Source organism: Tessaracoccus pujii (assembly GCF_055326215.1).
On sequence record NZ_JBUZNP010000004.1, the window covers coordinates 169696 to 193554 of the forward strand.

General features: G+C 69.7%; 18 protein-coding genes, 4 tRNA genes and 2 riboswitches. Of the genes, 10 read left to right on the forward strand and 12 right to left on the reverse strand.

The window, feature by feature from the left end:
• The first annotated feature begins 46 nt into the window (after positions 1-46).
• Positions 47-193: riboswitch (cobalamin riboswitch) on the forward strand.
• Positions 194-219: 26 nt separating this feature from the next.
• Entirely contained in the window at positions 220-2259 is a 2040-nt protein-coding gene (locus ACZK5N_RS07150; RefSeq protein WP_463624726.1) for a VWA domain-containing protein, read from the forward strand.
• A complete protein-coding gene (cobO, locus tag ACZK5N_RS07155; RefSeq protein WP_463624727.1) occupies positions 2259-2873 on the forward strand; it encodes a cob(I)yrinic acid a,c-diamide adenosyltransferase in 615 nt (204 codons plus the stop codon). Before ACZK5N_RS07150 ends, cobO begins: the two co-directional genes overlap by 1 nt.
• Positions 2874-2891: 18 nt before the next feature.
• Here cobO and ACZK5N_RS07160 read toward each other — a convergent pair whose 3' ends face one another.
• From ACZK5N_RS07160 to cobN, 3 genes are read right to left on the reverse strand one after another with little or no spacing between them, the layout of a single operon-like run.
• Positions 2892-3620 (reverse strand): cobalt-precorrin-6A reductase, encoded by a 729-nt coding sequence (locus tag ACZK5N_RS07160; protein WP_463624728.1) that lies wholly within the window; start codon positions 3618-3620, stop codon positions 2892-2894.
• The gene (gene cobF / locus ACZK5N_RS07165) at positions 3617-4381 is read right to left on the reverse strand and encodes a precorrin-6A synthase (deacetylating) (protein ID WP_463624729.1); all 765 of its coding nucleotides are present in this window, start codon (positions 4379-4381) and stop codon (positions 3617-3619) included. The genes ACZK5N_RS07160 and cobF overlap by 4 nt, the downstream gene beginning before the upstream one ends.
• Positions 4378-7989: a cobaltochelatase subunit CobN gene (cobN, locus tag ACZK5N_RS07170; RefSeq protein WP_463624730.1), complete on the reverse strand. Its 3612-nt coding sequence runs from the start codon at positions 7987-7989 to the stop codon at positions 4378-4380. The genes cobF and cobN overlap by 4 nt, the downstream gene beginning before the upstream one ends.
• Positions 7990-8027: 38 nt before the next feature.
• Positions 8028-8136, reverse strand: a riboswitch (cobalamin riboswitch).
• 84 nt (positions 8137-8220) lie between these two features.
• On the opposite strand from cobN, the gene ACZK5N_RS07175 reads away from it, so the two are divergent.
• The gene (locus tag ACZK5N_RS07175) at positions 8221-9705 is read left to right on the forward strand and encodes a patatin-like phospholipase family protein (protein WP_463624731.1); all 1485 of its coding nucleotides are present in this window, start codon (positions 8221-8223) and stop codon (positions 9703-9705) included.
• A gap of 16 nt (positions 9706-9721) precedes the next feature.
• Positions 9722-11581: an amylosucrase gene (locus ACZK5N_RS07180; protein ID WP_463624732.1), complete on the forward strand. Its 1860-nt coding sequence runs from the start codon at positions 9722-9724 to the stop codon at positions 11579-11581.
• Positions 11582-11602: 21 nt separating this feature from the next.
• On the opposite strand, the gene ACZK5N_RS07185 is transcribed toward ACZK5N_RS07180, so the two are convergent.
• Positions 11603-11675: transfer RNA gene (locus ACZK5N_RS07185), tRNA-Lys, on the reverse strand.
• 41 nt (positions 11676-11716) lie between these two features.
• On the opposite strand from ACZK5N_RS07185, the gene ACZK5N_RS07190 reads away from it, so the two are divergent.
• The 5 genes from ACZK5N_RS07190 to ACZK5N_RS07210 all read left to right on the forward strand — a co-directional run bounded on the left by ACZK5N_RS07190 (position 11717) and on the right by ACZK5N_RS07210 (position 14558).
• The gene (locus ACZK5N_RS07190) at positions 11717-12364 is read left to right on the forward strand and encodes a hypothetical protein (RefSeq protein ID WP_463624733.1); all 648 of its coding nucleotides are present in this window, start codon (positions 11717-11719) and stop codon (positions 12362-12364) included.
• Between the two features lie 349 nt (positions 12365-12713).
• A complete protein-coding gene (locus tag ACZK5N_RS07195; protein WP_463624734.1) occupies positions 12714-14099 on the forward strand; it encodes an SH3 domain-containing protein in 1386 nt (461 codons plus the stop codon).
• 89 nt (positions 14100-14188) lie between these two features.
• Positions 14189-14261 (forward strand) — tRNA-Glu (locus ACZK5N_RS07200).
• A gap of 121 nt (positions 14262-14382) precedes the next feature.
• Positions 14383-14456: transfer RNA gene (locus ACZK5N_RS07205), tRNA-Asp, on the forward strand.
• A gap of 28 nt (positions 14457-14484) precedes the next feature.
• Positions 14485-14558: transfer RNA gene (locus tag ACZK5N_RS07210), tRNA-Phe, on the forward strand.
• A 34-nt stretch (positions 14559-14592) separates the two neighbouring features.
• Here ACZK5N_RS07210 and ACZK5N_RS07215 read toward each other — a convergent pair.
• The 8 genes from ACZK5N_RS07215 to ACZK5N_RS07250 all read right to left on the reverse strand — a co-directional run bounded on the left by ACZK5N_RS07215 (position 14593) and on the right by ACZK5N_RS07250 (position 21449).
• Positions 14593-15096 (reverse strand): TlpA family protein disulfide reductase, encoded by a 504-nt coding sequence (locus ACZK5N_RS07215; RefSeq protein ID WP_463624735.1) that lies wholly within the window; start codon positions 15094-15096, stop codon positions 14593-14595.
• Positions 15097-15139: 43 nt separating this feature from the next.
• Positions 15140-16042 carry a c-type cytochrome biogenesis protein CcsB gene (ccsB, locus tag ACZK5N_RS07220; protein ID WP_463624736.1) on the reverse strand — a complete coding sequence of 301 codons (903 nt, stop codon included), beginning with the start codon at positions 16040-16042 and terminating at the stop codon, positions 15140-15142.
• On the reverse strand, positions 16035-17429 hold the full coding sequence (locus ACZK5N_RS07225; protein WP_463624737.1) for a cytochrome c biogenesis ResB family protein: 1395 nt from the start codon (positions 17427-17429) through the stop codon (positions 16035-16037). The genes ccsB and ACZK5N_RS07225 overlap by 8 nt, the downstream gene beginning before the upstream one ends.
• A gap of 6 nt (positions 17430-17435) precedes the next feature.
• Positions 17436-18242 (reverse strand): tetratricopeptide repeat protein, encoded by an 807-nt coding sequence (locus ACZK5N_RS07230; RefSeq protein WP_463624738.1) that lies wholly within the window; start codon positions 18240-18242, stop codon positions 17436-17438.
• Positions 18232-19707 (reverse strand): ammonia-forming cytochrome c nitrite reductase subunit c552, encoded by a 1476-nt coding sequence (locus ACZK5N_RS07235; RefSeq protein ID WP_463624739.1) that lies wholly within the window; start codon positions 19705-19707, stop codon positions 18232-18234. Before ACZK5N_RS07235 ends, ACZK5N_RS07230 begins: the two co-directional genes overlap by 11 nt.
• Positions 19708-19712: 5 nt before the next feature.
• On the reverse strand, positions 19713-20198 hold the full coding sequence (gene nrfH, locus ACZK5N_RS07240; protein WP_463624740.1) for a cytochrome c nitrite reductase small subunit: 486 nt from the start codon (positions 20196-20198) through the stop codon (positions 19713-19715).
• Positions 20199-20272: 74 nt separating this feature from the next.
• Positions 20273-21220 (reverse strand): alpha/beta hydrolase, encoded by a 948-nt coding sequence (locus ACZK5N_RS07245; RefSeq protein WP_463624741.1) that lies wholly within the window; start codon positions 21218-21220, stop codon positions 20273-20275.
• 16 nt (positions 21221-21236) lie between these two features.
• The gene (locus ACZK5N_RS07250; protein ID WP_463624742.1) at positions 21237-21449 is read right to left on the reverse strand and encodes a DUF3073 domain-containing protein; all 213 of its coding nucleotides are present in this window, start codon (positions 21447-21449) and stop codon (positions 21237-21239) included.
• A gap of 196 nt (positions 21450-21645) precedes the next feature.
• Between ACZK5N_RS07250 and ACZK5N_RS07255 the strand changes: the two genes are divergently transcribed.
• Positions 21646-23859, forward strand: a complete 2214-nt coding sequence (locus ACZK5N_RS07255) for an NADP-dependent isocitrate dehydrogenase (RefSeq protein WP_463624743.1) — start codon at positions 21646-21648, stop codon at positions 23857-23859.

Sequence of the window (23859 nt, forward strand, 5' to 3'; positions counted from 1 at the left end):
CAAAGGACGTTATCATGTGGGCATAGGCACGAGGTGCCCCGGAAGGCTCAACCATCGGACACGGTGGCGCAGGCGACGGGGAGAATCTGGGAAGCCGGTGAGAGTCCGGCACAGGCCCGCTGCGGTGAGCCCGGCCTTCGCGTGAGCGAAGGACCAGGCAAGTCCGAAGACCGGCCTCGCGCCCGACCATGACCATGGCGACACGAGCGGGAGCCTCACATGCCGGTGCACTTTCCTTTCCCTGCCGTTCTCGGCTGCGAGACCGACGCGATGGACGACATGGGCCTGGCGCTGGTCCTGTCCACCATCTCCCCCGAAATCGGCGGGGTCCTCATCCGCGGCGAGAAGGGGACCGCCAAATCGACCACGGTGCGGGCGCTGACCGCCGTCCTCCCGCACGTGAGGGTCTACGCCGCGGACCGGTTCTCGGTTGATCCGGCGGACCCCGCGGCGACCTCCCCTGACGGCCCCTTCGGGCCCGGGGCCGAGACCGTGGACCGTCCCGTTCGTCTCGTGGAACTTCCTGTCGGGGCGACGGAGGACCGCGTGCTCGGCTCGCTGCACCTGGAGCGGGCGCTGTCCCACGGACGCGTCGAATACGAGCCCGGCCTGCTCGCCCGCGCCCACCGGGGTCTGCTGTACGTCGACGAGGTGAACCTCCTGCACGATCACCTCGTCGACCTGCTGCTGGACGCGGCCGCGATGGGGCGGGTGAGCGTGGAGCGTGACAGCGTCTCCGTGGAGCACCTGGCGCGCTTCGTGCTGATCGGAACCATGAACCCCGAGGAGGGCGAACTGCGTCCGCAGCTCCTGGACCGCTTCGGCCTCACCGTGGAAGTTGCGGCCCCCCGGGACCCCGGGTTGCGGGCGGAGGTCGTACGGCGGCGGATGGCCTTCGACGGGGACCCGATCGGCTTCGCCGAGAGGTACCGGCCAGCCGAGGAGGCGCTCACCCGCCGGATCGAGGCGTCGCGCGCCAGGGTCGTCTCGGTTCGGCTGCCCGACGCCGCCCTGCTGAAGATCGCCGAGATCTGCTCGGCCTTCGAGGTCGACGGGTTGCGCGCCGACCTCGTCACGGCCCGCACCGCCGTGGCGCATGCCGCCTGGGAGGGCCGCACGGAAGTGACGCGGGCCGATATCCGCCGGGCTGCTCTCCTGGCCCTGCCGCACCGGCGGCGGCGCAACCCGTTCGACGCGCCCGGGCTCGACGAGCAGCTCCTCGACGACCTCCTCGGGCGCGACCTTCCTCCGCCGGACAATGATCCGACCCGCGACGACGCCTCCCCGCCGGGGGATCCCACCGACGAGAGCCCTGATCCGCAGGACCCCACCGGCACCGACTCGGCGGCGGACCGCTCCGCGGAGGGCAGCCCGCCGCTCGACGGCGAGGGCCCGGATACGGCGGCCGCAGGTCCGGCATCGGACGCGGCCTCCGAGAGCCGGGTTTCCAGCGGGGACCCCTACCGGCCGAAGGCCTTCATCGTGCAGGGAATCGGTCACGGGGCGGCCGGTCGCCGCAGCCGCGCCATCAGCGAGACCGGCCGTCGGATCGGGGCGAGCCGCGCAGTGGGCGCCGTCGGCGGTCTGCACCTCGTCCAAACCCTGCTGGCCGCCGCCGAGCGTGCGCCGGAGCGGGACCGTCAGGGGCGGGTGCTGCTGCAGCCGGAGGATGCCCGCACCGCGGTGCGGGAGGGCCGCGAGGCCAATCTCATCCTCTTCTGCGTCGACGCCTCCGGGTCCATGGCAGCCCGAAAGCGGATGGGGCAGGTCAAGACGGCGATCCTCTCGCTGTTGCTCGACGCCTACAGGCGGCGGGACAAGGTGGGGCTCATCAGCTTCCGGGGCCGGCAGGCGGATCTGGTCCTGCCGCCGACGCACTCCGTCGACGTGGCGGCGGCCCGCCTTGACGATCTCGCCGCCGGCGGCCGCACGCCGCTGGCCGAGGGACTCCTCGAGGCGGCAGCGGTGCTGACACGTGAACGCCGTCGCGACCCGCGACTGCGCCCTCTCCTCATCGTCGTCACCGACGGGCGCGCCACCGGGGGCGCCGACGCGCTGGCCCGCTCCGAGTTGGCTGCCGCGCACCTCGCGGGGCTCGGCGTGATGAGCGTCGTCATCGACGGCGAGAGCGGCCCGCTGCGGCTCGGCCTCGCCGCGCGCCTCGCCGATCGACTCGGCGCCCGACACGTCCCCGTGGCCGAGGTCACCGCGGACGCCCTCACGTCCACGGTCCACACCCACACGAGAAGAGCCGCCTGATGCCCCAAGGCCAACCGCTGTCCGTCCCCGACGACGGACTCACCACACGCCAGCGCCGCACCCAGCCACTTCTCATCGTCCACACCGGCGAGGGCAAGGGCAAGTCCACGGCGGCCTTCGGCCTCGCGCTGCGTGGGTGGAACCAGGGCTGGCGCATCGGCGTCTTCCAGTTCGTCAAGTCCGCCAAGTGGCGCATCGGTGAGCAGACCGTTCTGGAACGCCTCGGGCGGCTCCATGACGAGACAGGCGAGGGGGGTCCTGTGGAATGGCACAAGATGGGCGCCGGCTGGTCGTGGACCCGTAAGCAGGGTGACGTGGACGACCATCGGGCCGCCGCCCGCGAGGGATGGCTGGAGGTCAAGCGCAGGCTCGCCGACCAGGCGCACGACATGGTCATCCTGGACGAGTTCACCTACCCCATGACGTGGGGATGGGTCGACGTCGAGGACGTGGTCACCACCTTGGCCCGCCGCCCCGGGACGCAGCACGTGATCATCACAGGGCGCGGCGCCGATGCGCGTCTGGTCGAGATGGCGGACCTGGTCACCGAGATGACCAAGGTGAAGCACCCGATGGACGCGGGACAGAAGGGGCAGCGCGGCATCGAGTGGTGAGCCGGCCGGTCGCCCCGCTCACATCCTCCGCAGCAACCAGGCCAGCACCGCGTCGACATCCACCACCGTGGGCACGCCCTGGGGGCCCGGTGGCCGCCGCACCATCACCACCCTCACACCCAGTTCCGCGGCCGCTTCCAGCTTCGCCCGGGTGTAGGTGCCCCCTGAGTCCTTCGTGACGAGGACATCGGTGCGGTGGCGGCGCATGAGCGCCCGCTCGTCGTCGAGCGGGTACGGGCCGCGACTCCGCAGGACCTCCCAGGACGGGGGCACCGGGACGTCGGGGGCATCCACCACGCGGGCCAGCACCGGAAGGTCGCCCAGCGCCGGCACGTAGCGCGCAAGTTCCTGCCGTCCGACCGTGAGGAATGGCCGGGCACCTGCCCGGGCGGCGGCATCGGCCGCCGTTTCGTGGTCGTCCACGCAGCGCCAGGCCGGGTCGGGCGGCCAGCCCGGCCGCTCCAGCCTGAGCAGTGGCACACCGTCGGCGCGGCACGCCTCGACCGCGTTCGCGGTCATCCCCAGCGCAAAGGGGTGGGTGGCGTCGACGACGACGTCGTAGGCCACCAGCTCGGCACGGAGGCCCTCCACACCACCGAAACCTCCCGTCCGAACGCGCCCCGGCGGCAGTCGCGGGGCCGCGACGCGGCCGGCCAGGGAAGTGGTGACGTCGACGCCCGGTACCTCGACCAGCCGCGCGGCCAGCCGGCGCGCCTCGCTGGTGCCGCCGAGGATGAGCAGCCTCATCCGGCACCGCCCTCCAGCGGTGGCGGGGACCCACCGGGGGCACGCAGGAGTGCGATGTCCATGACCCAGCCGGCGCGAGCCCGGGCACGCTCCCGCGCGGCAGGCAGGTCGTGGCTGACCTCCGCCACCCGGCCGGCCATCAGTTCCTCGGAGTCGGCGCCGAGGTTCGCCCCCCACCAGATCGACCAGTCGTCGAGGCCCTCGAGGGCGGGCACCCCACCCAGCATGACGACGAGGTTCGTCTGGCCGGCCGCGATGTCCTGGCGCAGCCGGCGCGCCGTCGTGACGTGCACCGGGTCTGCGACGGGGTGGAGGACCATCCGGTGCCGGGCCGCCAGCGCCTGCGGAGCGCTGATCCCCGGCAGCACGTCGTAGTTCAGCGGGAGACTCGCGGCGATCCCCTCGACGATGCGGATGGTCGAGTCGTAGAGGCCCGGGTCACCCCAGACCAGGAAGGCCGCGGTGCCACCCCGGGCACGCAGGATCTCCTCGTAGGCGGTGACCCGGGCCGCGTGCCAGGCTCTGACCGCGGCCGGATAGTCCGCAGGAGCGTCGCGGTCGCGCTCGGGGTCGGGCACCTCGACCACCTCGACGCCGTGGGCGGCGGCGATGGCCCGGCGGGCCGCCAACAGTCCGTCGTCATCGCGCTTCCTGGCTGCGAGCACGTAGTCGGACTCAGCCAGAGCCCGCGACACCTCCGGCGTCACGTGGTGCGCACCCATGCCGATGCCGAGGATCCGCACCCTCACCGGTCCCCTCATGTGTCGTCCTCCAACTCGCCCTCGACCTCGAGGTAGATGTCACGCATGGCCGCGAGGGTATCGGCATCGGGCTCCGCCCACAGCCCGCGCTCCGCGGCCTCATGCAACCGCTCGATGATCCCACGCAGGGCCCAGGGGTTCGACCTGCGCAGGAATTCCTGCGTGGCGTCGTCGAGGACGTACGCGTGGGCCAACCGGTCGTACATCCAGTCATGCACCACGCCCGCCGTCGCGTCGAAGCCGAACAGGTAGTCGATGGTCGCGGCGAGTTCGAAGGCCCCCTTGTAGCCATGACGCTGCATCGCCGCGATCCATCGAGGATTCACGACCCGGGCCCTGAATACGCGCGCCGTCTCCTCGGCGAGAGTACGGGTGCGTACGGAATCCGGTGAGGTGGAGTCCCCGACGTACGCCTTCGGCGCCGTCCCGGCCAGCGCCCGAACGGTGGCCACCATCCCGCCGTGGTATTGGAAGTAGTCGTCGGAATCCGCGATGTCATGCTCGGCGGAGTCGATGTTCTTCGCCGCCACCGCGATACGTCGGTAGTTGGTTCGCATGTCCTCGGCAGCCGGGGACCCGTCGAGACCGCGGCCGTAGGCGAAGCCACCCCAGGCCGTGTACACCTCGGCGAGGTCCGCGTCGTTGCGCCAGGTACCGGACTCGATCACCTGCAGGATGCCGGCGCCGTAGGAGCCGGGCTTCGAGCCGAAGATGCGGGTGGTCGCGCGGCGGTGGTCGCCGTGCACCGCGAGATCGGCGCGGGCGTGAGCCAGCACGAAATTCATCTCGTCGGGCTCGTCAAGGCCGGCGACCATGCCGACGGCGTCGTCGAGCATCGCGACCACGTGCGGGAACGCATCGCGAAAGAAACCTGAGATCCGAAGCGTCACGTCGATGCGGGGGCGGCCCAACTCCTCGAGCGGTACCACCGTCAGCCGCGACACCCGCCGCGACGCCTCGTCCCACTCCGGCCGGACGCCGAGCAGGGCGAGGACTTCGGCGACGTCGTCGCCGGAAGTGCGCATGGCGCTGGTGCCCCATACCGAGAGCCCGACCGACGCCGGGTAGGTGCCGGCCTCATCGAGGTGGCGCTGGAGCAGGGAGTCGGCCATCGCCTGTCCTGTCTGCCACGCCAGGCGGCTCGGCACCGCCCGCGGATCCACGGTGTAGAAATTGCGCCCGGTGGGCAGCACGTTCACGAGCCCGCGCAGCGGCGAGCCTGAGGGGCCGGCGGGGACGAAGCCACCAGCGAGCGCATGCACGACGGCGCTGAGCTCGTCCGTCGTGGCCGCCAGCCGCGGGACGACCTGCTCCGCGGCGAACCTGAGGACGCGCCCGACTTCGGCGTCCTCGTGGAGCGTCGAGACGGCGGACGGGTCCCAGCCCGCCGCCTCCGCCCGGTGGATGAGATCCCGCGCCTGGGACTCGGCCAGGTCGACGGCCGCCAGGTCTGCTCCCTCGGTGAGGCCCAACGCAGCCCGCAGACCAGGGACGGCGTCGCCCACGCCTCCCCAGACCTGCGTCGCGCGCAGGATCGCCAGGACGAGATTGACGCGGGCCTCACCCGTGGGTGCGGCACCCAGGATGTGGAGACCGTCGCGGATCTGGGCGTCCTTGATCTCGCAGAGCCAGCCGTCGACGTGGAGCAGGAAGTCATCGAAGTCGTCGTCATGCGGCTGCTCGTCGAGGCCCAGGTCGCGGTGCATCTCCGCCGAGCGCATCAGCTGCCAGATCTCGCCGCGGATCGCGGGGAGCTTCGCGGGGTCCATGGCGGCGATGTTGGCGTGCTCGTCGAGGAGCTGCTCGAGCCGGGCGATGTCGCCATAAGTCTCCGCCCGGGCCATCGGCGGGATGAGGTGGTCGACGATCGTCGCGTGCGCTCGGCGCTTGGCCTGGGCACCCTCCCCCGGGTCGTTGACGAGGAACGGGTAGATCAGGGGCAGGTCACCGATCGCGGCATCGGGTCCGCAGGAGGCCGATAGGGCGGCGTTCTTCCCGGGGAGCCACTCCATCGAGCCGTGCTTGCCCAGGTGGACCACCGCGTCGGCCGAGAAGCCGTGCTCGAGCCAGCGGTACGCGGCGAGGTAGTGGTGGCTGGGCGGCAGATCCGGGTCGTGGTAGATCGCCACGGGGTTCTCACCGAAGCCCCGCGGTGGCTGGATGAGGACGATGACGTTGCCCGCCTGGAGTGTCGCCAGCACCAGTTCCCCGGCCTCGTTGACGAACAGAGTGCCGGGCGACTCCCCCCAGGAGGCCACCATGGCGGCGCGCAGGTCGGCGGGCAGATGCGCGGTCCAGGCGTCGTACTGGGCGGACGAGATGCGGACGTGCGCCTCGGTCAGCTGCGCGGATGTGAGCCACTCCTCGTCCTGCCCACCGGCGGCGATAAGGGCGTGGATGAGCGCGTCCCCGGCCGCGGTGTCGTCGCCCAGGTCCAGCAGGTGGTGGATCGGGAAGTCGGCGGTGTCGTCGGCCGGACCCAGGTCGTAGCCTTCGGCGCGGAGGAGGCGCAGCAGACGGATCGCGGAGACCGGGGTGTCGAGCCCCACCGCGTTGCCGATGCGGGAGTGTTTGGTCGGATAGGCCGACAGCACCAGGGCCACGCGCTTACGCGCGTTGGGGATGCGGCGGAGCCGGGCGTGGTTGACGGCGATCCGTGCCACCCGGGCGGTGCGCTCGGGGTCAGCGACGTAGGCAGGAAGGCCCTGCTCGTCGATCTCCTTGAACGAGAACGGTGCGGTGATGATGCGCCCGTCGAACTCGGGGATCGCGATCTGGTTGGCCGAGTCGAGCGGCGTCGCGCCCTCGGCCGAGGCCTCCCAATCGGCGCGCGCCGCGGTGAGACACAGACCCTGTAGCACCGGGATGTCCAGTGCGGTCATCCGGGCGACGTCCCAGGACTCGTCCTCTCCGCCGGCCCCTGCGGTGGCGGGGACGGATCCACCGGCGGCCAGCACGGTGACCACGAGCGCGTCCAAGGTGCCGAGTGCCTCGTAGAGGGCGTCAGGGGCCGAGCGCAGCGACCCCGCGTAGATCGGGACGCCGACCGCTTCACGGGTGTCATCGACGGCGTCGGCCAGCGCATGCGCGAAAGCGTTGTTACCGCTCGCCTCGTGGGCCCGGTAATAGAGGATGCCGATGCGCGGAAGTGCCGGATCGCCGGCGGGCCGTTCGGCGTAGCCCCACGCGGCGATCACGCTGGGGGGCTCGAATCCGAGGCCGGTAAGCAGGATGGTGTCGGAGAGGAAGGCGTGGAGTTCGGCCAGATTCGCCGGGCCGCCCTCGGCCAGGTAGCGGTGTGCCTCGGCCGCGACCCTCATCGGCACCGTCGACAGCTCCATCAGTTCAGGGCTCGGCTGATGCTCACCGCCGAGGATCACCAGCGGGGTACCGGAGGCCCGTGCGTGGGTGATTCCCGGCCAGAGGTCCTGAGGGGAGCCGAGGAGCCGGACGACCACGAGGTCCGCGTCGGCGACGAGGCGGGCCAGCGTGTCGTCGGCCGCCCGTCCGGGATTGGCCCACGTGTATCTCGAGCCGCTGGCGCGGGCGGACAACAGGTCCGTATCGGACGTGGACAGCAGCGCGATGTGCGCGGGTGAATCGGCCATTCGCGGGTTTCCTCCTCGGGGTTCTCGCCCCGTAGATCGGTCGGATGCACCTGTGGACAGTGTCTGGCTGGTCGATCAACGACATCACAGTGGCGGAACCGCCCCGGAGTCACACCGGGTTCCTCGCCCACAAGCTGCGATGAGCCTAGCGACATTCTCAGCGGCAGGACAGGCGAACCCGCACCCCACCGCGGCCGATGATCGACCCGCGTGCTGAGTAGGCTTGGTGGGATGGCTGTCAAGGGTTGGTTCGGACTTCCTCTCTTCGGGCAGAGTCCCCGCCCGGAGGTGGTCTCCTGCACGCTCTCGGGGGGCGGATCACGCGCGGGCTTCCAGTTGGGCGCGCTCGACTACCTGTACCGGCACGACGAGGCCTTCTCACCCAGCATCTTCGTCGGCGCCTCCGCCGGCGCCATCGTGGCCTCCGCGCTGGCCCAGGACCCCACCAGGGACGGACAGCAGCGCTACCTGAACCGGTTGACCGAGATCTGGATGGCCATGACGGGGCCGGCCGACATGTTCACCCCGCGACCTTGGTTCGAGCGGTTGCAGGCGGAGGCACCGGGGTGGCTCGAGGTGGTCACGCCCATCAGGGAGGCGCCGGCCCGTACCCCCCGGCCACGCGCGGCGCTCCTGCCTTTCCTGCGCTACTCGCCCGGGAGCCCGTCCAGCCCGGCCGAGCCGGCGCCACCGCCTGATCCGCTCGAGTTGGCGCTCACCCCCGACGAGGACGTCCGCTCGGACTGGTCCCTGACCGTACTGTCGGGCATCGCCTCGCATCTGGGCCGCCTACCGCGGATTGGCACCGGCCTGAGCACCATCTGGCAGGGCATGGACCGTTCCCGCTCGATGTTCCGGCCCGGCCCCATGCTCGCCCATCTCCTGGACCCGGACACGTTCGACCCAGGCCGTGTCGCCGCGTCCGGGGTGACGCTGAGGATCGCGATGGTGTCACTGGAATCCGGCGAGCTGCGGTTCATGACGGAGGCCGGCACCCTCGTCGACCGCCGGAACGATCCTGTCGACGACACCGCGCACAACCTGGCCGTGGGGGTGTTGGCCTCCTGTGCCATTCCCGCCGTGTTCCGGCCGGTTCCCCTGGGCGACGAGACCTATGTCGACGGCGGCGCCCGCGAGAACCTTCCCGCGGAGTTGACCATCGGCCAGCTGGGCGCCGCCCGCAACTACGTCATCTCGTCGCAGGCCAGCGGAGTGCCCAGACGTCCCAGCATGGTGGATGCGGACATGTTCTCGGTGGTGATGCGCGCCACGGAGATCCTCATCGACGAGGCCGGCCGCGACGAGCTGGCCTACGCCCACTCGGCCGGCGCCATCGTCATCCACCCCGAGCTCGGCGTGCATGACTCCATGACGGTGCACCCGGGGCTGATCGCCATCAACCGTGACTACGGCTGGCTGCGCGCCGCCGAGCGCCACCTCGGGCTCGGCGAGTCGGCGGAGACCCTGCACAGGCGCATCACGGCCCTGCGGATGAGGATCCTGCGGCTCGAGGAGCAGCTGCTGAGCAACCCCGAGCCCGCGCGCAGGGATTTCCTTGGCCTGCGCAGCGCCAAGGTGGAGTTGCGGGACGCCGTGCGCAGCACCCACGGCACACCACTGCCGGACGGCGCCGACTCGTGGTGGACGACATGGGAGCGGCACCCCGTGCCCCCGAGCATGCAACCCCCCTGGATGCCCCTCACGCCCCAGGCCTGACCACTAGGCTGAGCCCGTGAAGACAACCTTCGACCTCAGGTGGGAGCGCTACGGGGCAGATCTGATCTCAGCCCTGGAGAGCGTGTACGGCGAGCGTTCGTGGGAGGTCACCGACAGGGTCCGCGACCTCGTGCGGGCCAAGTTCGACGCACGCAGCGACGAGCTGCGCGAACTCGACGAGGCCCGCCTCCTGCGTCCTGACTGGCTCCAGCTGCCCACCCAGGTGGGCTACGTGGCCTACACGGAGCGGTTCGCCGGCACTCTCCGCGGCATCACGGACCATCTCGACTACCTGCAGGACCTGGGCGTGACCTACCTGCACCTCATGCCGCTCCTGCAGCCACGTGAGGGCGCGAACGACGGCGGATACGCGGTGGCGGACTACCGCACGGTCCGCCCGGATCTCGGCACCATGGAGGATCTGGAGGAACTCACCGGAAACCTCCGGCGCAACGGCATCTCGCTGGTGGTGGACCTCGTGCTCAACCACGTGGCACGTGAGCACGAATGGGCGGTGCGGGCGCGCGCCGGGGAGGAGAAGTACCGCAACTACTTCATGGTCTTCCCGGACCGGACCATGCCGGACCGCTATGAGCAGACGCTCCCGGAGGTGTTCCCGGACTTCGCGCCCGGCAACTTCACCTGGGACGACGACCTGGCCGGCTGGGTGTGGACCACGTTCAACGACTACCAGTGGGACGTCAACTGGGCCAACCCGGACGTGTTCGTCGAGTACCTGGACATCATCCTGGACCTGGCCAACCGGGGCGTCGAGGTGCTCCGGCTGGACGCCATCGCGTTCATCTGGAAGGTGATGGGCACCAACTGCCAGAACCAGCCCCCGGTGCACGCCGTCTCGCAGGCGATGCGCGCGGCCGTGCGCATCGCGGCCCCCGCGGTGGCGTTCAAGGCAGAAGCCATCGTCGGCCCCAAGGATCTCATCGCGTACTTCGGCGAGGGCGAGCACTACGGCAAGGTCTCCGACATCGCCTATCACAACTCGCTGATGGCACAGATGTGGTCGACGCTCGCCACGCACGACACCACCCTGATGCGCCGCGCGCTGGGCGGGTTCCCGCCGAAGCCGTCCACGGCCACGTGGGGCACCTACATCCGATGCCACGACGACATCGGCTGGGCCATCGACGATGTGGACGCCGCGACGGCGGGCCTCAACGGCTTCGCGCACCGCAAGTTCCTCAGCGATTTCTACTCCGGCGAACACCCGGACTCGTTCGCGAAGGGGCTGGTGTTCCAGGCCAACGAGACCACAGGGGACCGGCGGATCTCCGGGTCCCTGGCCTCACTGGCTGGGCTCGAGAAGGCCATCGACTCTGGCAACGCCTACCGGATCGAGCTCGCCGTCGCCAGGATCAACCTGCTGCACGCGGTCATCTGCGGGTGGGGCGGCGTGCCGCTGCTCTACATGGGTGACGAGGTGGCCACCCTCAACGACCACGACTTCGCCCGGGACCCTGCCCACGCGGACGACAATCGCTGGGTCCACCGTCCGGTGATGGACTGGGACGCCGTGGCGGCGCTGGGAGACAACCCCTCCTCGCCCGCGGCCCGCGTCAACGCGTGGCTGCGTCACGTGCTGGGCGTCCGGCGTGTGACCCCGCACCTGCACGCCGCGCGGGAGGGCCAGTTCCTCGAAACCGGAGACCCCCGGGTCCTGGCCATCAGGCGGGACCACCCCGTCGGCCCCATGGTGCAGGTCTACAACATGTCGCCGGCGGAGATCACGGTGCCCATGGCGTGCGTGAGCGAGACCCTGGGCGAGACCGCCCGGGAGCTGCTCGACGGCGTGGAGTGGGACCTGACGCCCTGGACCATGACGCTGCGTCCCTACGCGGTGCACTGGTTCACGCGCTGACGGTGCGGCGGCCTGCGACGGTGCCCCCAGCGGGGCTCGAACCCGCGACCCATGGATTAAAAGTCCACTGCTCTACCTGCTGAGCTATAGGGGCCACAGCAGTGTAGCGGTCCAGGGCGTGGCAGGCTGGGGCCCATGCCCGCGTGGTCCTGGTTCGTCGTCGCCCTCCTCGTCGGGGGCGCCCTGCTGGGCGCGGCGGTCCTCGCGGACAGAGGCGCGCGGCGGCGCGCCACGGGGGCCGATGAGCCCGCACCGCGACGGGGCCTCGACGAGGTGGACCGCAACGTCCCGCACTACATCACGCAGGACGAGGTGGACGCCATGCGCGCCCCCTCGGCCGGCGCGGGGCCCGCGCACCTCGGACACGCCGGCGAGGGGTTCGGCTTCGGCCACGCCCATCCCGACTTCGCGACCCACCGCGACGGCGCGCTCTGGCGTGACCCGCAGATCCTGGTGATCGACGGCGAGGTGAGCTCCATGCGGGAACTTCTGGGCCCGGTCTCCCGCGCTTCCGCCGAGGCCCCGTTGGTCCTGGTCGCCGCAGGTTTCCACCCTGAGGTGCTGAGCACGCTGGCCGCCAACCGCCGAGCGCTGGGCCTGGCTCTGGTGGGCGCCGTTGCGGGTGGCAGGGACCGGGCGCGTCTGGCCGAACTGCTCGGCGTCGCGCAGGTTCCCCTGGACGACCTCCGCTCCGGTTATCTGCCGGAGCAGGTCTACGGCCGCGCCGCCACATGGTCGAGCACCGCGCGGCGCGCGTGGGTCGATCCCCTGGACCTCGGCTGAACCTCAACCTCGACCATGAACCTCAAGTCAGACTTCAGCTCACTTGATTCTGAGCCGTCCAAGACTCTCTCAACGAGCGTTCAGTTGACCTCCCCGGCACAGCTGCGTTGATTAACGTCCTAGTCAGGGCGATATAGCCGCCGCAAGGGCACGCGAATGACACAGCTGTAATTTTCACCCCGCGCACGGCGTGTCGCCTTGCCTTCTCTCAGGCAACCCTCAAGTGGCGATTGTCCGCCTCCGACAAGGGCTCTTAGTGTCCGAGGCAGCGGCCGGACGTGTCGGGGGCTACGCAGCCCCGGGGAAGCGGGACGTCCGGTCTCCACCGCACACCTGCACGAGGAGAGACGTGAAGACAGCATTCAAGGGCCTCCGTGGCATCGCCGCCGCGGCGGGCATCGCGATCCTGGTCCAAGGGCTCGGAACGATCGCCCTCGGCCCGGCTGCCGACGCCGACATCGCGTCGGTGACGGCCACCGCCAACGTCAACATCAGGACCTCGCCCACCACCTCCAGCACGCGCCTGGCCGTGCTCCTGCGCGGCCAGAGCCTGCCGAGCGACGGGTCGGCCAACGGGTGGACGAAGGTCACGTACCAGGGGCGGACCGCCTACGTCGCGAGCGCCTATCTGACCGGCGGCACCGCCTCGGCCGCGCCGTCGTCGCAGACGACGAACGGAACCACCACCTCCGCGACGGGCAGCGTCTTCACCACCGGCAACCTCAACCTGCGCGTCGGCCCTTCGCTGTCGGACTCCATCTCGGTCGTCGTGCAGCGCGGTACGGCCCTCACGCTCACGGGCACGGTGAGTGGCACCTACGCCCAGGTGTCCTACAACGGCAAGGTGCTGTGGGCAGCCTCCCGCTACCTGTCCGCCACGGCGTCGGCCGCATACTCCGAACTGCCTCCGGTCACCGGCAAGGGCCGGGCCACCACCGCGCTCATGATCCGCACCACCAGCACCGCCGCGTTCGTCAATCTGGGCGATGTGCCCCGGGGCACGATCCTGGACACCACGGGCGTGGTCACCAACGGCATGGCCCAGGTGATCCACCAGGGGGCCGTGCGGTGGGTGAACGCCAAGTACCTCTCGGCCGTCACGGCCACCACGCCCGCACCCACCGCCCCGGCCGTCCCCGCCACCACTCTGCGCTACGCCACCACGGTGCTGAACATCTGGACCGCCAGCAGCGGAACGTCCTATGTGGGCGAGATCCCCAAGGGCGGCGAGGTCCAGGTCACCGGCCTGGTGACCAACGGCCGGGCCCAGGCCGTCGTCAACGGCGCCGTGCGCTGGGTGACCGCGCGCTACCTCTCGGCGACGAAACCGGCCGACGGGACCGCGTCGGGCGGCAGCAGCACCACGCTGAACCGCGGATACTCCAGCGGCCTCGACCTGACCAACGCCAACGTCCAGGCCATCACCCGCGACATCTGGAACCGCTACCCCGCGATCACCACCATGTACGGCTGGCGCCGCGACGTGACGCCGGACCACCCCGCCGGCCGCGCCGTCGACGTCATGATCCCCAGCTACTCGGCCAACCAGGCACTGGGCTGGGAGATCGCCGACTACTACCGGGCGAACGCCGCCAAGTACAACATCAACTACATCATCTTCGCCCAGAAGATCTGGTCCGTGGCACGCTCCAGCGAAGGGTGGCGCGCCATGGCCGATCGAGGCAGCGACAACGCCAACCACTACAACCACGTCCACATCAACACCTACGGCTGAGCACTCTCCCCCACCCATCCGGATCCCGGATGGGTCGGCGCGGCCCGTTTGCGCGCCCCCCGGCGAAGTCCCTAGACTGTCCGGTGCTGGTCCCCATCGTCTAGCGGCCTAGGACTCCGCCCTTTCACGGCGGCAGCACGGGTTCGAATCCCGTTGGGGATGCTCATGCCCACTCTCCGGAGGGGGTCTGAACCGGTTACGACAAGGTGTTGGCCCGATTTCCCTTCCAGGAATCTGGCACGCTATAGTTACCGGGCTGGCGTGGCCAGCAGGTCAAGAAATTGGCCCCGTAGCGCAGTTGGTTAGCGCGCCGCCCTGTCACGGCGGAGGTCGCGGGTTCGAGTCCCGTCGGGGTCGCTGGGTCGGCGGAAACGCCCGGCCACCTGGCCAGGTAGCTCAGCTGGTAGCAGCGTTCGCCTGAAAAGTGAAAGGTCGCCGGTTCGATCCCGGCCCTGGCCACCGAATGCCCCCCTCCGGCGGGGTTTTTTCGGTCCTACCCCACGCCCAGCAGCGCCAGAGCCTCATTGATCTCCCCCGGGGACATCGCTCCCTTGCGGACGGCCGCCAGAGTGCCGTCGGCCTTCACGAAGTAGTGCGTGGGCACCGACGAGGCAAGGTAGCGCAGCGAGATCTCCCCGATGGGGTCCGGGACGCTGGTGATCGTGAGGTCAAGGCGTTCTGCGTAGTCCGTGACCAGGTCCCGGTCCTCGCGGAGGTAGATGGCCACCACGTCGATCCGGTCCGACGCCGCCTCGACGTCCGGTAGCTCCGCACGGCAGATCGAGCACCAGGTGGCCTGGAAAAGCAGCCACACGGGCCGTCCGGCATAGTCGTCCAACGAGACGGGGACCCCGTCGATGTCCAGCGCCGTGAATCCCGGCGCCCGGGCACCCACGGCCGGCCCTTCGAGCGGCACCGTCTGCCCCGTAGAGGCCGCCTCACTGGCTGCCCCACCCTTGACGAGATAGATGGCACCCACCACGAGCACGACAAGCACAGCAAGCCCCAGGATGCCCAGGAGGCGTCCGCGGGCCTGTCCGCTACGCATAGGAGTGCAGACCCCCGAAGAAGTGGTTGCCGAAGTAGGCGAACAGGATGGTGAGGAACCCGATCACCAGCAGCCAGGAGGCCTTGGTGCCACGCCAGTCCCGCACCACCCGGGCGTGCAGGAACGCGCCGTAGACCAGCCAGGTCACCAGGGCAGCGGTCTCCTTGGGGTCCCATCCCCAGTAGCGGCCCCAGGCGGTGCTCGCCCACACCGAGCCGAGCACGATCATGATGGTGAGCAGGGGAAAGGTGATGACCGCGGCGCGGTAGCCCACGTCGTCGAGGACCTCCTGGCGCGGCAGGTGGACGCGGGTGATGTGCGGGTGGAGAAGATAGAGCACGGCCGCGCCGAAGGACACGCAGGCGGCGCCGTAGGCGATGATGGCGAATCCGACGTGCAGGGTGAGCAGGAGGTTGTTCTGCAGGGCGGGGATGAGCGGCCGGACACCCGTGTCCAGGCTCATGGCGTAGACCAACATGGCTGCGGCCACGGGCAGCACGACGAGCGACAGCATCCTGATCCGGTAGCGCAGCCCGAAGAACAGGTTGACCAGCAGGATCCCCCACGTGAAGGCGACGGCGAACTCGTGCTGGTTCGCGAACGGCCCGTGCCCGGTGAGGCTCATCCGGATCACCATGTAGGACGTCAGCAGCAACAGCGCGATCACCTGGAACGCCGTGGCGTACCACCCCAGGCTGGTCCCCCTTCCGGCCTGCACGGGGGCCTCGGACTGGGCGGGAGCCAACTCGGCACCACCGACGCCCACCTTCGCGCGCAGGCTGACCGTCGCCACGGCATGCCTGCGGCGCGAGGTGACCAGCGCGATGCCGCTGACCAGGCCCAGCAGGACGAAGACAGCGGCGGCGGTGACGAGATATTCGGCGAACTCAAGCATCAACAGGCTCCTTCTCAGCGGCGGCCGGGGCGGTCGCGTCGATCTGCTCCACGAGGGCCCGGAAGTGCCGCTCGAAGGTGGTGTCCAACTTCTCGGCGGAGGCGATCCGCAGCACGGTGTGGCCCCCCTCCGGCACGGCGCGCACCCAGAGGCGGCGGTGGCGCAGCGTGAAGGTCATCGTCATGCCGACGACCAGCAGGGCCGAGCCCACCCACATCCACATCGCCCCCGGGTCCTGGCGGGCGATGACGCCGGTGTAGCGCTGCTCGCGCTCGAAGGTGAGCTGGAGCCCCGCCCCGGATGCGGTCTCGCCCTGCTCCACCGGCAGCACGTCGACCTTCTCGCCGCTGGCCACGTCGTAGAGCTCAAAGACCGCGCTCCCCGCGGTGATGGCCGCGTCGACCGCGCCGGAGGCGGGCGTGACGACCAGTACCTCGGTGCCGGTGCCCTCCGGGGTGACCTTGCCGATGGCGTAGCGCCCGTCGTTGCTCTGCCACTTCAACGGGACCGATCCCTCGAACAGGGTGGCACCGGCATCGTCGGCGATGCGGATGCGGGCCGCGATCCCGAAGGACGCCTGGTGCAGCGCGGTGCCCTCCACCACCAGCGGCGAGTTGACCCGGACATCGCGGGCGTCGAGCACGGCACCGTCGCGCGTGACGACGAGGTGGCTCACGTAGTCCGTGGGGCGGCCTGCGTCGTCGTAGGAGTCCCTGAACGACTCGGCGGTGACCGTGAGACCGGTGCCGTGGCCCACGTCGACGCTCTCGCCGACGGCGATGTCGAGGTTCTGCTCGAAGCCGGTGAACGCGGAGACCCCGAAGGCCGCCAGGATGACCACCATGGCGGCGTGGGCGAGGGCCGTGCCGAAGGGTCCCCATCGGAACCGGTCGGCGTACACCCCGACGGCGGGCGCGGCGAGCCGTTCGTCGGCAAGGAAGCGGTAGCGCTGGCCGCCCAGCACGGATCGGACGTGGGCGACCGCCTGCTCCGGGCCCAACGGCAAGATCATCTCGGCCCGGTACTGGGCATGGTCGAAGAACTTGTCGGTCACATGGGTACGCGGCCTGGTGGCGCGCTCCCAGAGCTGCGGCAGCCGATGGACGGTGCAGGCGATGATCGACATCGCCAGCAGGATCGTCACCCCGAGGAACAGCGGGGATGTCCATACCCCGAACAGGCCGAGGAACTCGAGGACCGGTGTCCATCCGCCGTAGCGGGGCCGCACGGATTCCAGCCAATCTGCCCTGGCGAGGGCGTCCAGCCTCGCTGGGGCCTGGACGATCAGGGTGCCAAGCAACGAGAGCACGGCCATCGCCAGGATGACCAGCACCCCCAGAAGCTTGGATCGAAGGACCCGGTAGATCCAGCTGAACAGCTCGCGCACGGCCCCTCACCCCTCGCTGGACGGGGACGGGGACGGGGAGGCCGCCGAGGCGGCCAAGGCGTCCAGGTGGGAGCGCACGGTGGCTGCAAGGTCCGACTCGGGAGCCACGTCGAGGACCTTCTGCCAATCGGCCCGCGCCGCCTCGGCATCGGGAGGATCCTCCGACAGGTGGACGAAACCCAGGTTGAACCAGGCCTGCGGGTTGCTGGGGTCCACCTCGGTGACAGTGGTCCAGAGCTGTTGCGCCCGCTCCACGTCGCCGTCGTTGAAGGTGAGCACGCCGAGCTCGAGGTTGGCGGCCACATCCTCAGGGCTCTCGGCCAGCGTGGCCTCGAGCTCGGCCCTGCGGGCGGCGCTGTCGGTTGCCGTCGCCTGCGACGCCTGCGTCGTGGCGGGGGCTGCGGTGTCCGCCGGGAGACCCATCCGGAATACGCCGTAGACCACCGCGGCAACCAGCAGCACACCCAGCAGCGGCACGAGGATCCCGGACTTCCTGGGGGCAGCCGCGACCGTGGCGGCCGGCTTGTCTGCCGGCGTGTGGACGAGGGGGCGGCGACGGGGCTCGTCGTCGTGCTCCCCCAGCTCGGCAAGGGCGAGGTCTGCCGGGTCGTGGACCCCGATGGGCGTGATCGACGGGGGGGCGGCCTGCGCTGACGCCGCCTGGGCGCGAGCCTCGGCCGCGCGGGCGTCGGCCCACTCCCGCAGCGGTTCCGGGGCCGCGGCGAGGAAGTCCAGCAGGGCTTGGGTGTGCGCGTCCGCGGGGCCCTCGACCGTGTCGGGGGCCCCGGGCCGCGCGCTGGTGTCAGGCTCCACGTTCCTCGGACTTCTGCTCGTTCTCCGCGCTGATGTCGGAGGGCTCCAGTGTGGTGGCGTCGACTCCGCTGAGGACCAGCTGACCCTTGCGCGACGCGTCGAGCGAGTCCGCGAGGATCCGCTGGATGTAGGCGGGTGCATGGAACCCGTAGGAGTTCTCGGAGTAGACGTAATCCAGGTAGAAGCTCGCCTTGTTCTGGAACTCGCGTGCCTGCTCGATCGCCTCCGCCGGGGTGCCGTCCGTCTGCGCCGTCTCGAGAGCCCTGATGAGCGCCACGAGCGAGTCGAAGGCCACGTCGCGGGTGCCGATGAACTGGTCCTGGATCCCGACGACGCGCTCTGTCATCTCCTCCTCGCTGGCGTGGTGACACGTCATGCAGGAGGAGTTGACGGCCAGCAGCGGGGACTGGATGTGGTGGCTGGTGACCTTGCGGGCGCCTTCCGCCTCGTATGGCATGTGGCAGTCTGCGCAGCTGACACCGTTGGCCGCGTGTACCGAGTTGGACCAGAAGATGTCGAACTCCGGGTGCTGCGCCTTGACCACCTTGGCGCCGGTCGTGGCGTGCTCGAAGTCCTTGTGGCCGTCCTCCTGGTAGTACTCCCAGATCCGGTCGATGTCGAGGCCCTTGGTCCAGGGGAAGATGAGCTCCTTGGACTCCTTCTCGAAGTAGTACTCCACGTGGCACTGGCCGCACACGAAGCTGCGCATCTCCTGCCGGGTGGCGTCGCGATTGACGTCGTAGTCCTCGATACCCTCGCTGGCCTTGAGCGCGGCGATGCCGGTCTCGAAAGCCGGGCGGGTGATCCGCAGCTCCATGGTCTCGGGGTCGTGGCAGTCGATGCAGGCCACCGGATGCTCCACGAGCTGGGTGACGTCCGTGTAGGCCATCTGGTTCATCTCCATGAACCCTGCCTGCCGGTCGCCGTCACCCAGCTCGTTCATGAGTGCGACGGTGGACGCGTGGCAGTTGAGGCAGGTGCCGGGCTGGTTGAACTCCGTGACCCGCAGGGTGTAGCGCTGGTCCTCGAGCATGAATTCATGCCCGCGGGCGTGCCGGTAGTCCACCGAGAACGGGTAGCCGGCCCACATGTCCTTGAGCCGGGGATCCTCCTCCAGCCTGCTGGTGGACACGACGGTGCGTGGGTCCGTGGCGGTGGGGGTGCGCTCCTCCGCCACAGAACCGGCGTGCGTGGTGGCCTCCATCTCCTTCGTCCTGAGGTAGGACTGGTACTGGACCGGGAAGTTCTGGCCCCAGATGGCCGGGTCCACGACCGTGTCGTCCAGTTCGACCACCTTCGTGAACGAGTCGCTCGCCTCCCCCATCCGCTCGATGACGTTCGCCAGCAGCGCGGTGATGCCCGCCGTCACGACGGCGGTGATCGCGATCGCCACGATGAGGATCCCGATCCAGCGGTTGCGCTTCCTCTTCTCCGGCGTTGCCTGGGGTTCTTCGGTGGTAGTCATGTGCCTCACCTGCTCCTGTGCCCGACGTCGACGTGGCAGCGGGTGCAGTTGACCTGCTCGCTGCCGGCGGTCATGCGCATATCACTCGTGAAGTCCGAGTGGCAGTAGAGGCATGCCTCGTTCGTCACCGCTCGGTTGGAATCACGGATCTCGATGTTTTCGGGGTACCAGCCGGTGGTGAATTTCAGCCCGTGCCAGAACCCGTTGTCGGCCTTGACGTAGTACTTGTTGACGAGGTTGTCGTGGGGCGCGTGGCAGTCGTTGCACGTGGCCACGTTGGTGTGGCTTCCGGCCATCCATGCGTCGTACTGGCGCTCCATCACGTGGCAGTTGACGCAGGAAGCGGGGTCGTTGCCGAGGTAGGAGATGCCGCGGGCGTACACGAAGGTGAACAGGCCCACCCCGATGAGCGACCCCACGACGAACACGGCTGCTGCGATGAGCAGCCGCGGCCTCGTCAGCTGGGCCCGGACTCCGGTGCGTGCGGTCATTGCATCTACTCCTACGCCGCATAGTACTGCTACGCGCGGTAGTAGATGGGAAGTGTGGAGAACCTATCGCGACGTCAGCGGGCGTAGCAGCGCAGGAAGCGCGAGTATTCCGCGAACACCTTGGCCCGAACGTCGGCCCCTGACAGAACCAGGTCGTGGACCGCGTCCGGGATCCGGGCGATGACGACGAGGTGGCCCAGTTGGGGGGCGCGTGCCGCGATGCGGTCTACGTCCAGCACGACGTCTGCCAGGCGGAACTCCTCGGCCCACACCCGTCGGAAGTCGCTCCGCCCGGAGATGGCCACCAGCACGGGGCAGTCGATGGAGAGGCCGGCGGCGACGCGCGCGTGCCCCTCGAGGATGGCCGCCATCCACCCCACCCGGATCAGGAAGGCGGGGTCACCCTTGAGGTTGGCGTTGTACTCCCACTCCCCCTCCTCGGCCTTCGAGATGGTCCGCCTGTAGAAGCCGGTGTCCATCTGCGGCAGGGCCGTGGTGGCCACGACGGCGCGGGCGGCGCTGAACATGGGCTGGGTGGCTGGGCGCAGCAGCGAGTTGGCCTGCAGTTCAAGCCAGGGCGCGTTGAGGACCAGGGCGGAGAACACGCCTGGCCGCTGGTCCGCCCAGAGGGAGGCGGTGAGGCCGCCCGTCGAGTGGCCCATCAGCACGATGTCGTCGTGCCCCTCGTCGACGAGGATGGCGAGGGCCCGGTCAAGCTCCTGGAAGTAGTCCGTCAGGTGGACGATGTAGCCGGCCAGCTGCTTGCCGCGGAGCGACCGGCCGTAGCGCCGGAGGTCTACGGCGTAGAAGTCGTAGCCCTGGCCCGCCATCTCGTCGGCCAGGTGAGCCTGGAAGAAGTAGTCGTTCCAGCCGTGCACATACAGGACGGCGCGACGCCCCGTGGGTGCATTGCGCCGCACGAGCGTGGCAACAAGACTGCCTTCGGGCTCGAGTGCATAGGTCGGCTCCTCCGGCAGAGGAATGACCAGCTGATCGTAGCCAGGCAGTTCGGTGTCCGGCACCCACGGGTGCGGAGCCTCAGGAGGAGTGGCGCTCGAACTGATCGTCGTCGTAGTCGTCGTCCTCGCCCGTCGTCTCTGCGTAGGCCTCGGGGATGTCGTTGTTGGTCTCGTCGACGACAGCATCGCCCCTGAGCTCGCGCTCCAGGGACGTGAAATCGGTGGACACCGAGCGATACTTCAGATCGCGGGCCACCCTTGTCTGCTTCGCCTTTGCACGGCCGCGCCCCATATCGGGTCGACCCCCTCGCTTTGTCCATCGCGGGTTGGCCGCGGAATCTGTCAGATACTCGTGGGGTACAGGCTACCCAATCCGGCGGGTTCCTCCAAAGAGCGCCCTGCCGCTGGCCGGCGGCGTTCGCCGCCGTCGAACGCATCCGGGCAGCGATAGGCTGAGGCATCCCAACCCTCGAGGAGTTCATCGCAACATGGGCAAGATCATCTACACCCTCACCGACGAGGCCCCGCTGCTCGCCACCTACTCGTTCCTCCCCATCATCAACGCCTACGCCGGCCAGGCCGGGGTGGATGTGGAGACCCGCGACATCTCACTGGCGGGGCGGATCCTCGCCCAGTTCAACGACACCCTCCCCGAGGACCAGCGGGTCGACGACGCCCTGACCGAGCTCGGCGAGCTGGCGAAGTCGCCGGACGCCAACATCATCAAGCTGCCCAACGTGTCGGCCTCCGTGCCGCAGCTCAAGACCGCGGTAGCCGAGCTGCAGTCCCAGGGCTTCCAGCTGCCGGATTACCCCGAAGACCCCCAGACAGACGCGGACCGCGACGTCCGCGCCCGGTACGACCGGGTGATGGGCTCGGCGGTCAATCCCGTGCTGCGCGAGGGGAACTCGGACCGCCGTGCGCCGGAATCGGTGAAGAACTACGCCAGGAAGAACCCGCATCGCATGGGCGCGTGGTCATCCGACTCACAGACCGCCGTCGTCACCATGGACGCCGACGACTTCCGCCACAACGAGCAGGCCGTGGTCCTGCCGTCGGCTGACACCCTCACCATCCGGCACCGCGCCACCGACGGCACGGAGACCGTGCTGAAGAGCGGCCTGTCGGTGCTCACCGGCGAGGTCATCGACGCCACCGTCATGCGGGCCGCGGCGCTGGATGAGTTCCTGCGCGCCCAGGTGGCCGCTGCCAAGGACTCGGGAATCCTCTTCTCCATCCACCTCAAGGCCACCATGATGAAGGTCTCGGACCCCATCATCTTCGGCCACGTCATCCGGGCGTTCTTCCCCGACGTGTTCGAGCGCTACGGCGCGGACCTCGCCGCTGCCGGCCTGTCCCCCAATGACGGGCTCGGCGCCATCCTCGCAGGGCTGGACGAGCTTCCGAACGGGGCAGAGATCAGGGCAGCGTTCGAGAAGGGCCTTGCCGACGGACCGAAGCTGGCCATGGTGAACTCGGACAAGGGCATCACCAACCTGCACGTCCCCTCCGATGTCATCGTCGACGCATCGATGCCCGCCATGATCCGTCAGTCGGGTCACATGTGGGGCCCCGACGGCGGGGAGGCCGACACCCTGGCGGTCCTCCCGGACTCGTCCTACGCGGGCGTGTACCAGGCCGTGATCGAGGACTGCCAGGCCCACGGCGCCTTCGATCCGCGCACCATGGGCACCGTGCCCAACGTCGGCCTGATGGCACAGAAGGCCGAGGAGTACGGCTCGCACGACAAGACCTTCGAGATCGCGGCCGACGGCGTGGTCGAGGTGGTGGACCAGTCCGGCACCGTGCTGATGAGCCACACCGTCGCGGCCGGAGACATCTGGCGGGCCTGCCAGACCAAGGACGCCCCCATCCAGGACTGGGTGAAGCTGGCTGTCACCCGCGCCCGCCTCACCGGATGGCCGGCGGTGTTCTGGCTGGACACGGAGCGGGCGCACGACCGTCAGCTCATCGAGAAGGTGCGCACCTACCTCGCAGACCATGACACCGACGGGCTCCAGATCGAGATCATGAGCCCCGTGGAGGCCACGCAGTTCACCGTCGAGCGCCTCCGCAAGGGCGAGAACACCATCTCGGTGACGGGCAATGTGCTGCGCGACTATCTGACGGACCTGTTCCCCATCCTCGAGCTGGGCACCTCCGCCAAGATGCTGTCGGTGGTGCCGCTGATGGCCGGCGGCGGCCTGTTCGAGACGGGCGCCGGTGGATCCGCCCCCAAGCACGTGCAGCAGCTGGTGGAGCAGAACTACCTCCGCTGGGACTCCCTGGGCGAGTTCCTCGCCCTCGCAGCGTCGTTCGAGCACCTCGCCGACCGCGAGGGCAATGCCCGCGCCAAGGTCCTGGCCGACACGCTGGACCGCGCTAACGCCCGCTTCCTCGACCAGGACAAGTCCCCGACGCGCCGCGTCGGCGGGATCGACAACCGCGGCTCCCACTTCTACCTGGCGCTCTACTGGGCCCAGGAGCTGGCGGCCCAGTCCGATGACGCCGCGCTGGCGAAGGTGTTCGGCCCGGTCGCGGAGAAGCTGGCCGCCTCCGAGCAGCAGATCGTCGACGAGCTGATCGCCGTGCAGGGCTCCCCGGCCGACATCGGCGGCTACTACCGCCCCGACGACGCCAAGGCCACCGCGGTCATGCGCCCGTCGGACACGTTCAACGGAATCATCGCCACGCTGGACTGA

What these genes read in the sequence shown, in the direction of transcription:
- ACZK5N_RS07150 (WP_463624726.1), top strand. Translation starts at nt 220, where the DNA reads ATGCCGGTGCACTTTCCTTTCCCTGCCGTTCTCGGCTGCGAGACCGAC.
- cobO (WP_463624727.1), top strand. Translation starts at nt 2,259, where the DNA reads ATGCCCCAAGGCCAACCGCTGTCCGTCCCCGACGACGGACTCACCACA.
- ACZK5N_RS07160 (WP_463624728.1), bottom strand. Translation starts at nt 3,620, where the DNA reads ATGAGGCTGCTCATCCTCGGCGGCACCAGCGAGGCGCGCCGGCTGGCC.
- cobF (WP_463624729.1), bottom strand. Translation starts at nt 4,381, where the DNA reads ATGAGGGGACCGGTGAGGGTGCGGATCCTCGGCATCGGCATGGGTGCG.
- cobN (WP_463624730.1), bottom strand. Translation starts at nt 7,989, where the DNA reads ATGGCCGATTCACCCGCGCACATCGCGCTGCTGTCCACGTCCGATACG.
- ACZK5N_RS07175 (WP_463624731.1), top strand. Translation starts at nt 8,221, where the DNA reads ATGGCTGTCAAGGGTTGGTTCGGACTTCCTCTCTTCGGGCAGAGTCCC.
- ACZK5N_RS07190 (WP_463624733.1), top strand. Translation starts at nt 11,717, where the DNA reads ATGCCCGCGTGGTCCTGGTTCGTCGTCGCCCTCCTCGTCGGGGGCGCC.
- ccsB (WP_463624736.1), bottom strand. Translation starts at nt 16,042, where the DNA reads ATGCTTGAGTTCGCCGAATATCTCGTCACCGCCGCCGCTGTCTTCGTC.
- ACZK5N_RS07235 (WP_463624739.1), bottom strand. Translation starts at nt 19,707, where the DNA reads ATGACTACCACCGAAGAACCCCAGGCAACGCCGGAGAAGAGGAAGCGC.
- nrfH (WP_463624740.1), bottom strand. Translation starts at nt 20,198, where the DNA reads ATGACCGCACGCACCGGAGTCCGGGCCCAGCTGACGAGGCCGCGGCTG.
- ACZK5N_RS07250 (WP_463624742.1), bottom strand. Translation starts at nt 21,449, where the DNA reads ATGGGGCGCGGCCGTGCAAAGGCGAAGCAGACAAGGGTGGCCCGCGAT.
- ACZK5N_RS07255 (WP_463624743.1), top strand. Translation starts at nt 21,646, where the DNA reads ATGGGCAAGATCATCTACACCCTCACCGACGAGGCCCCGCTGCTCGCC.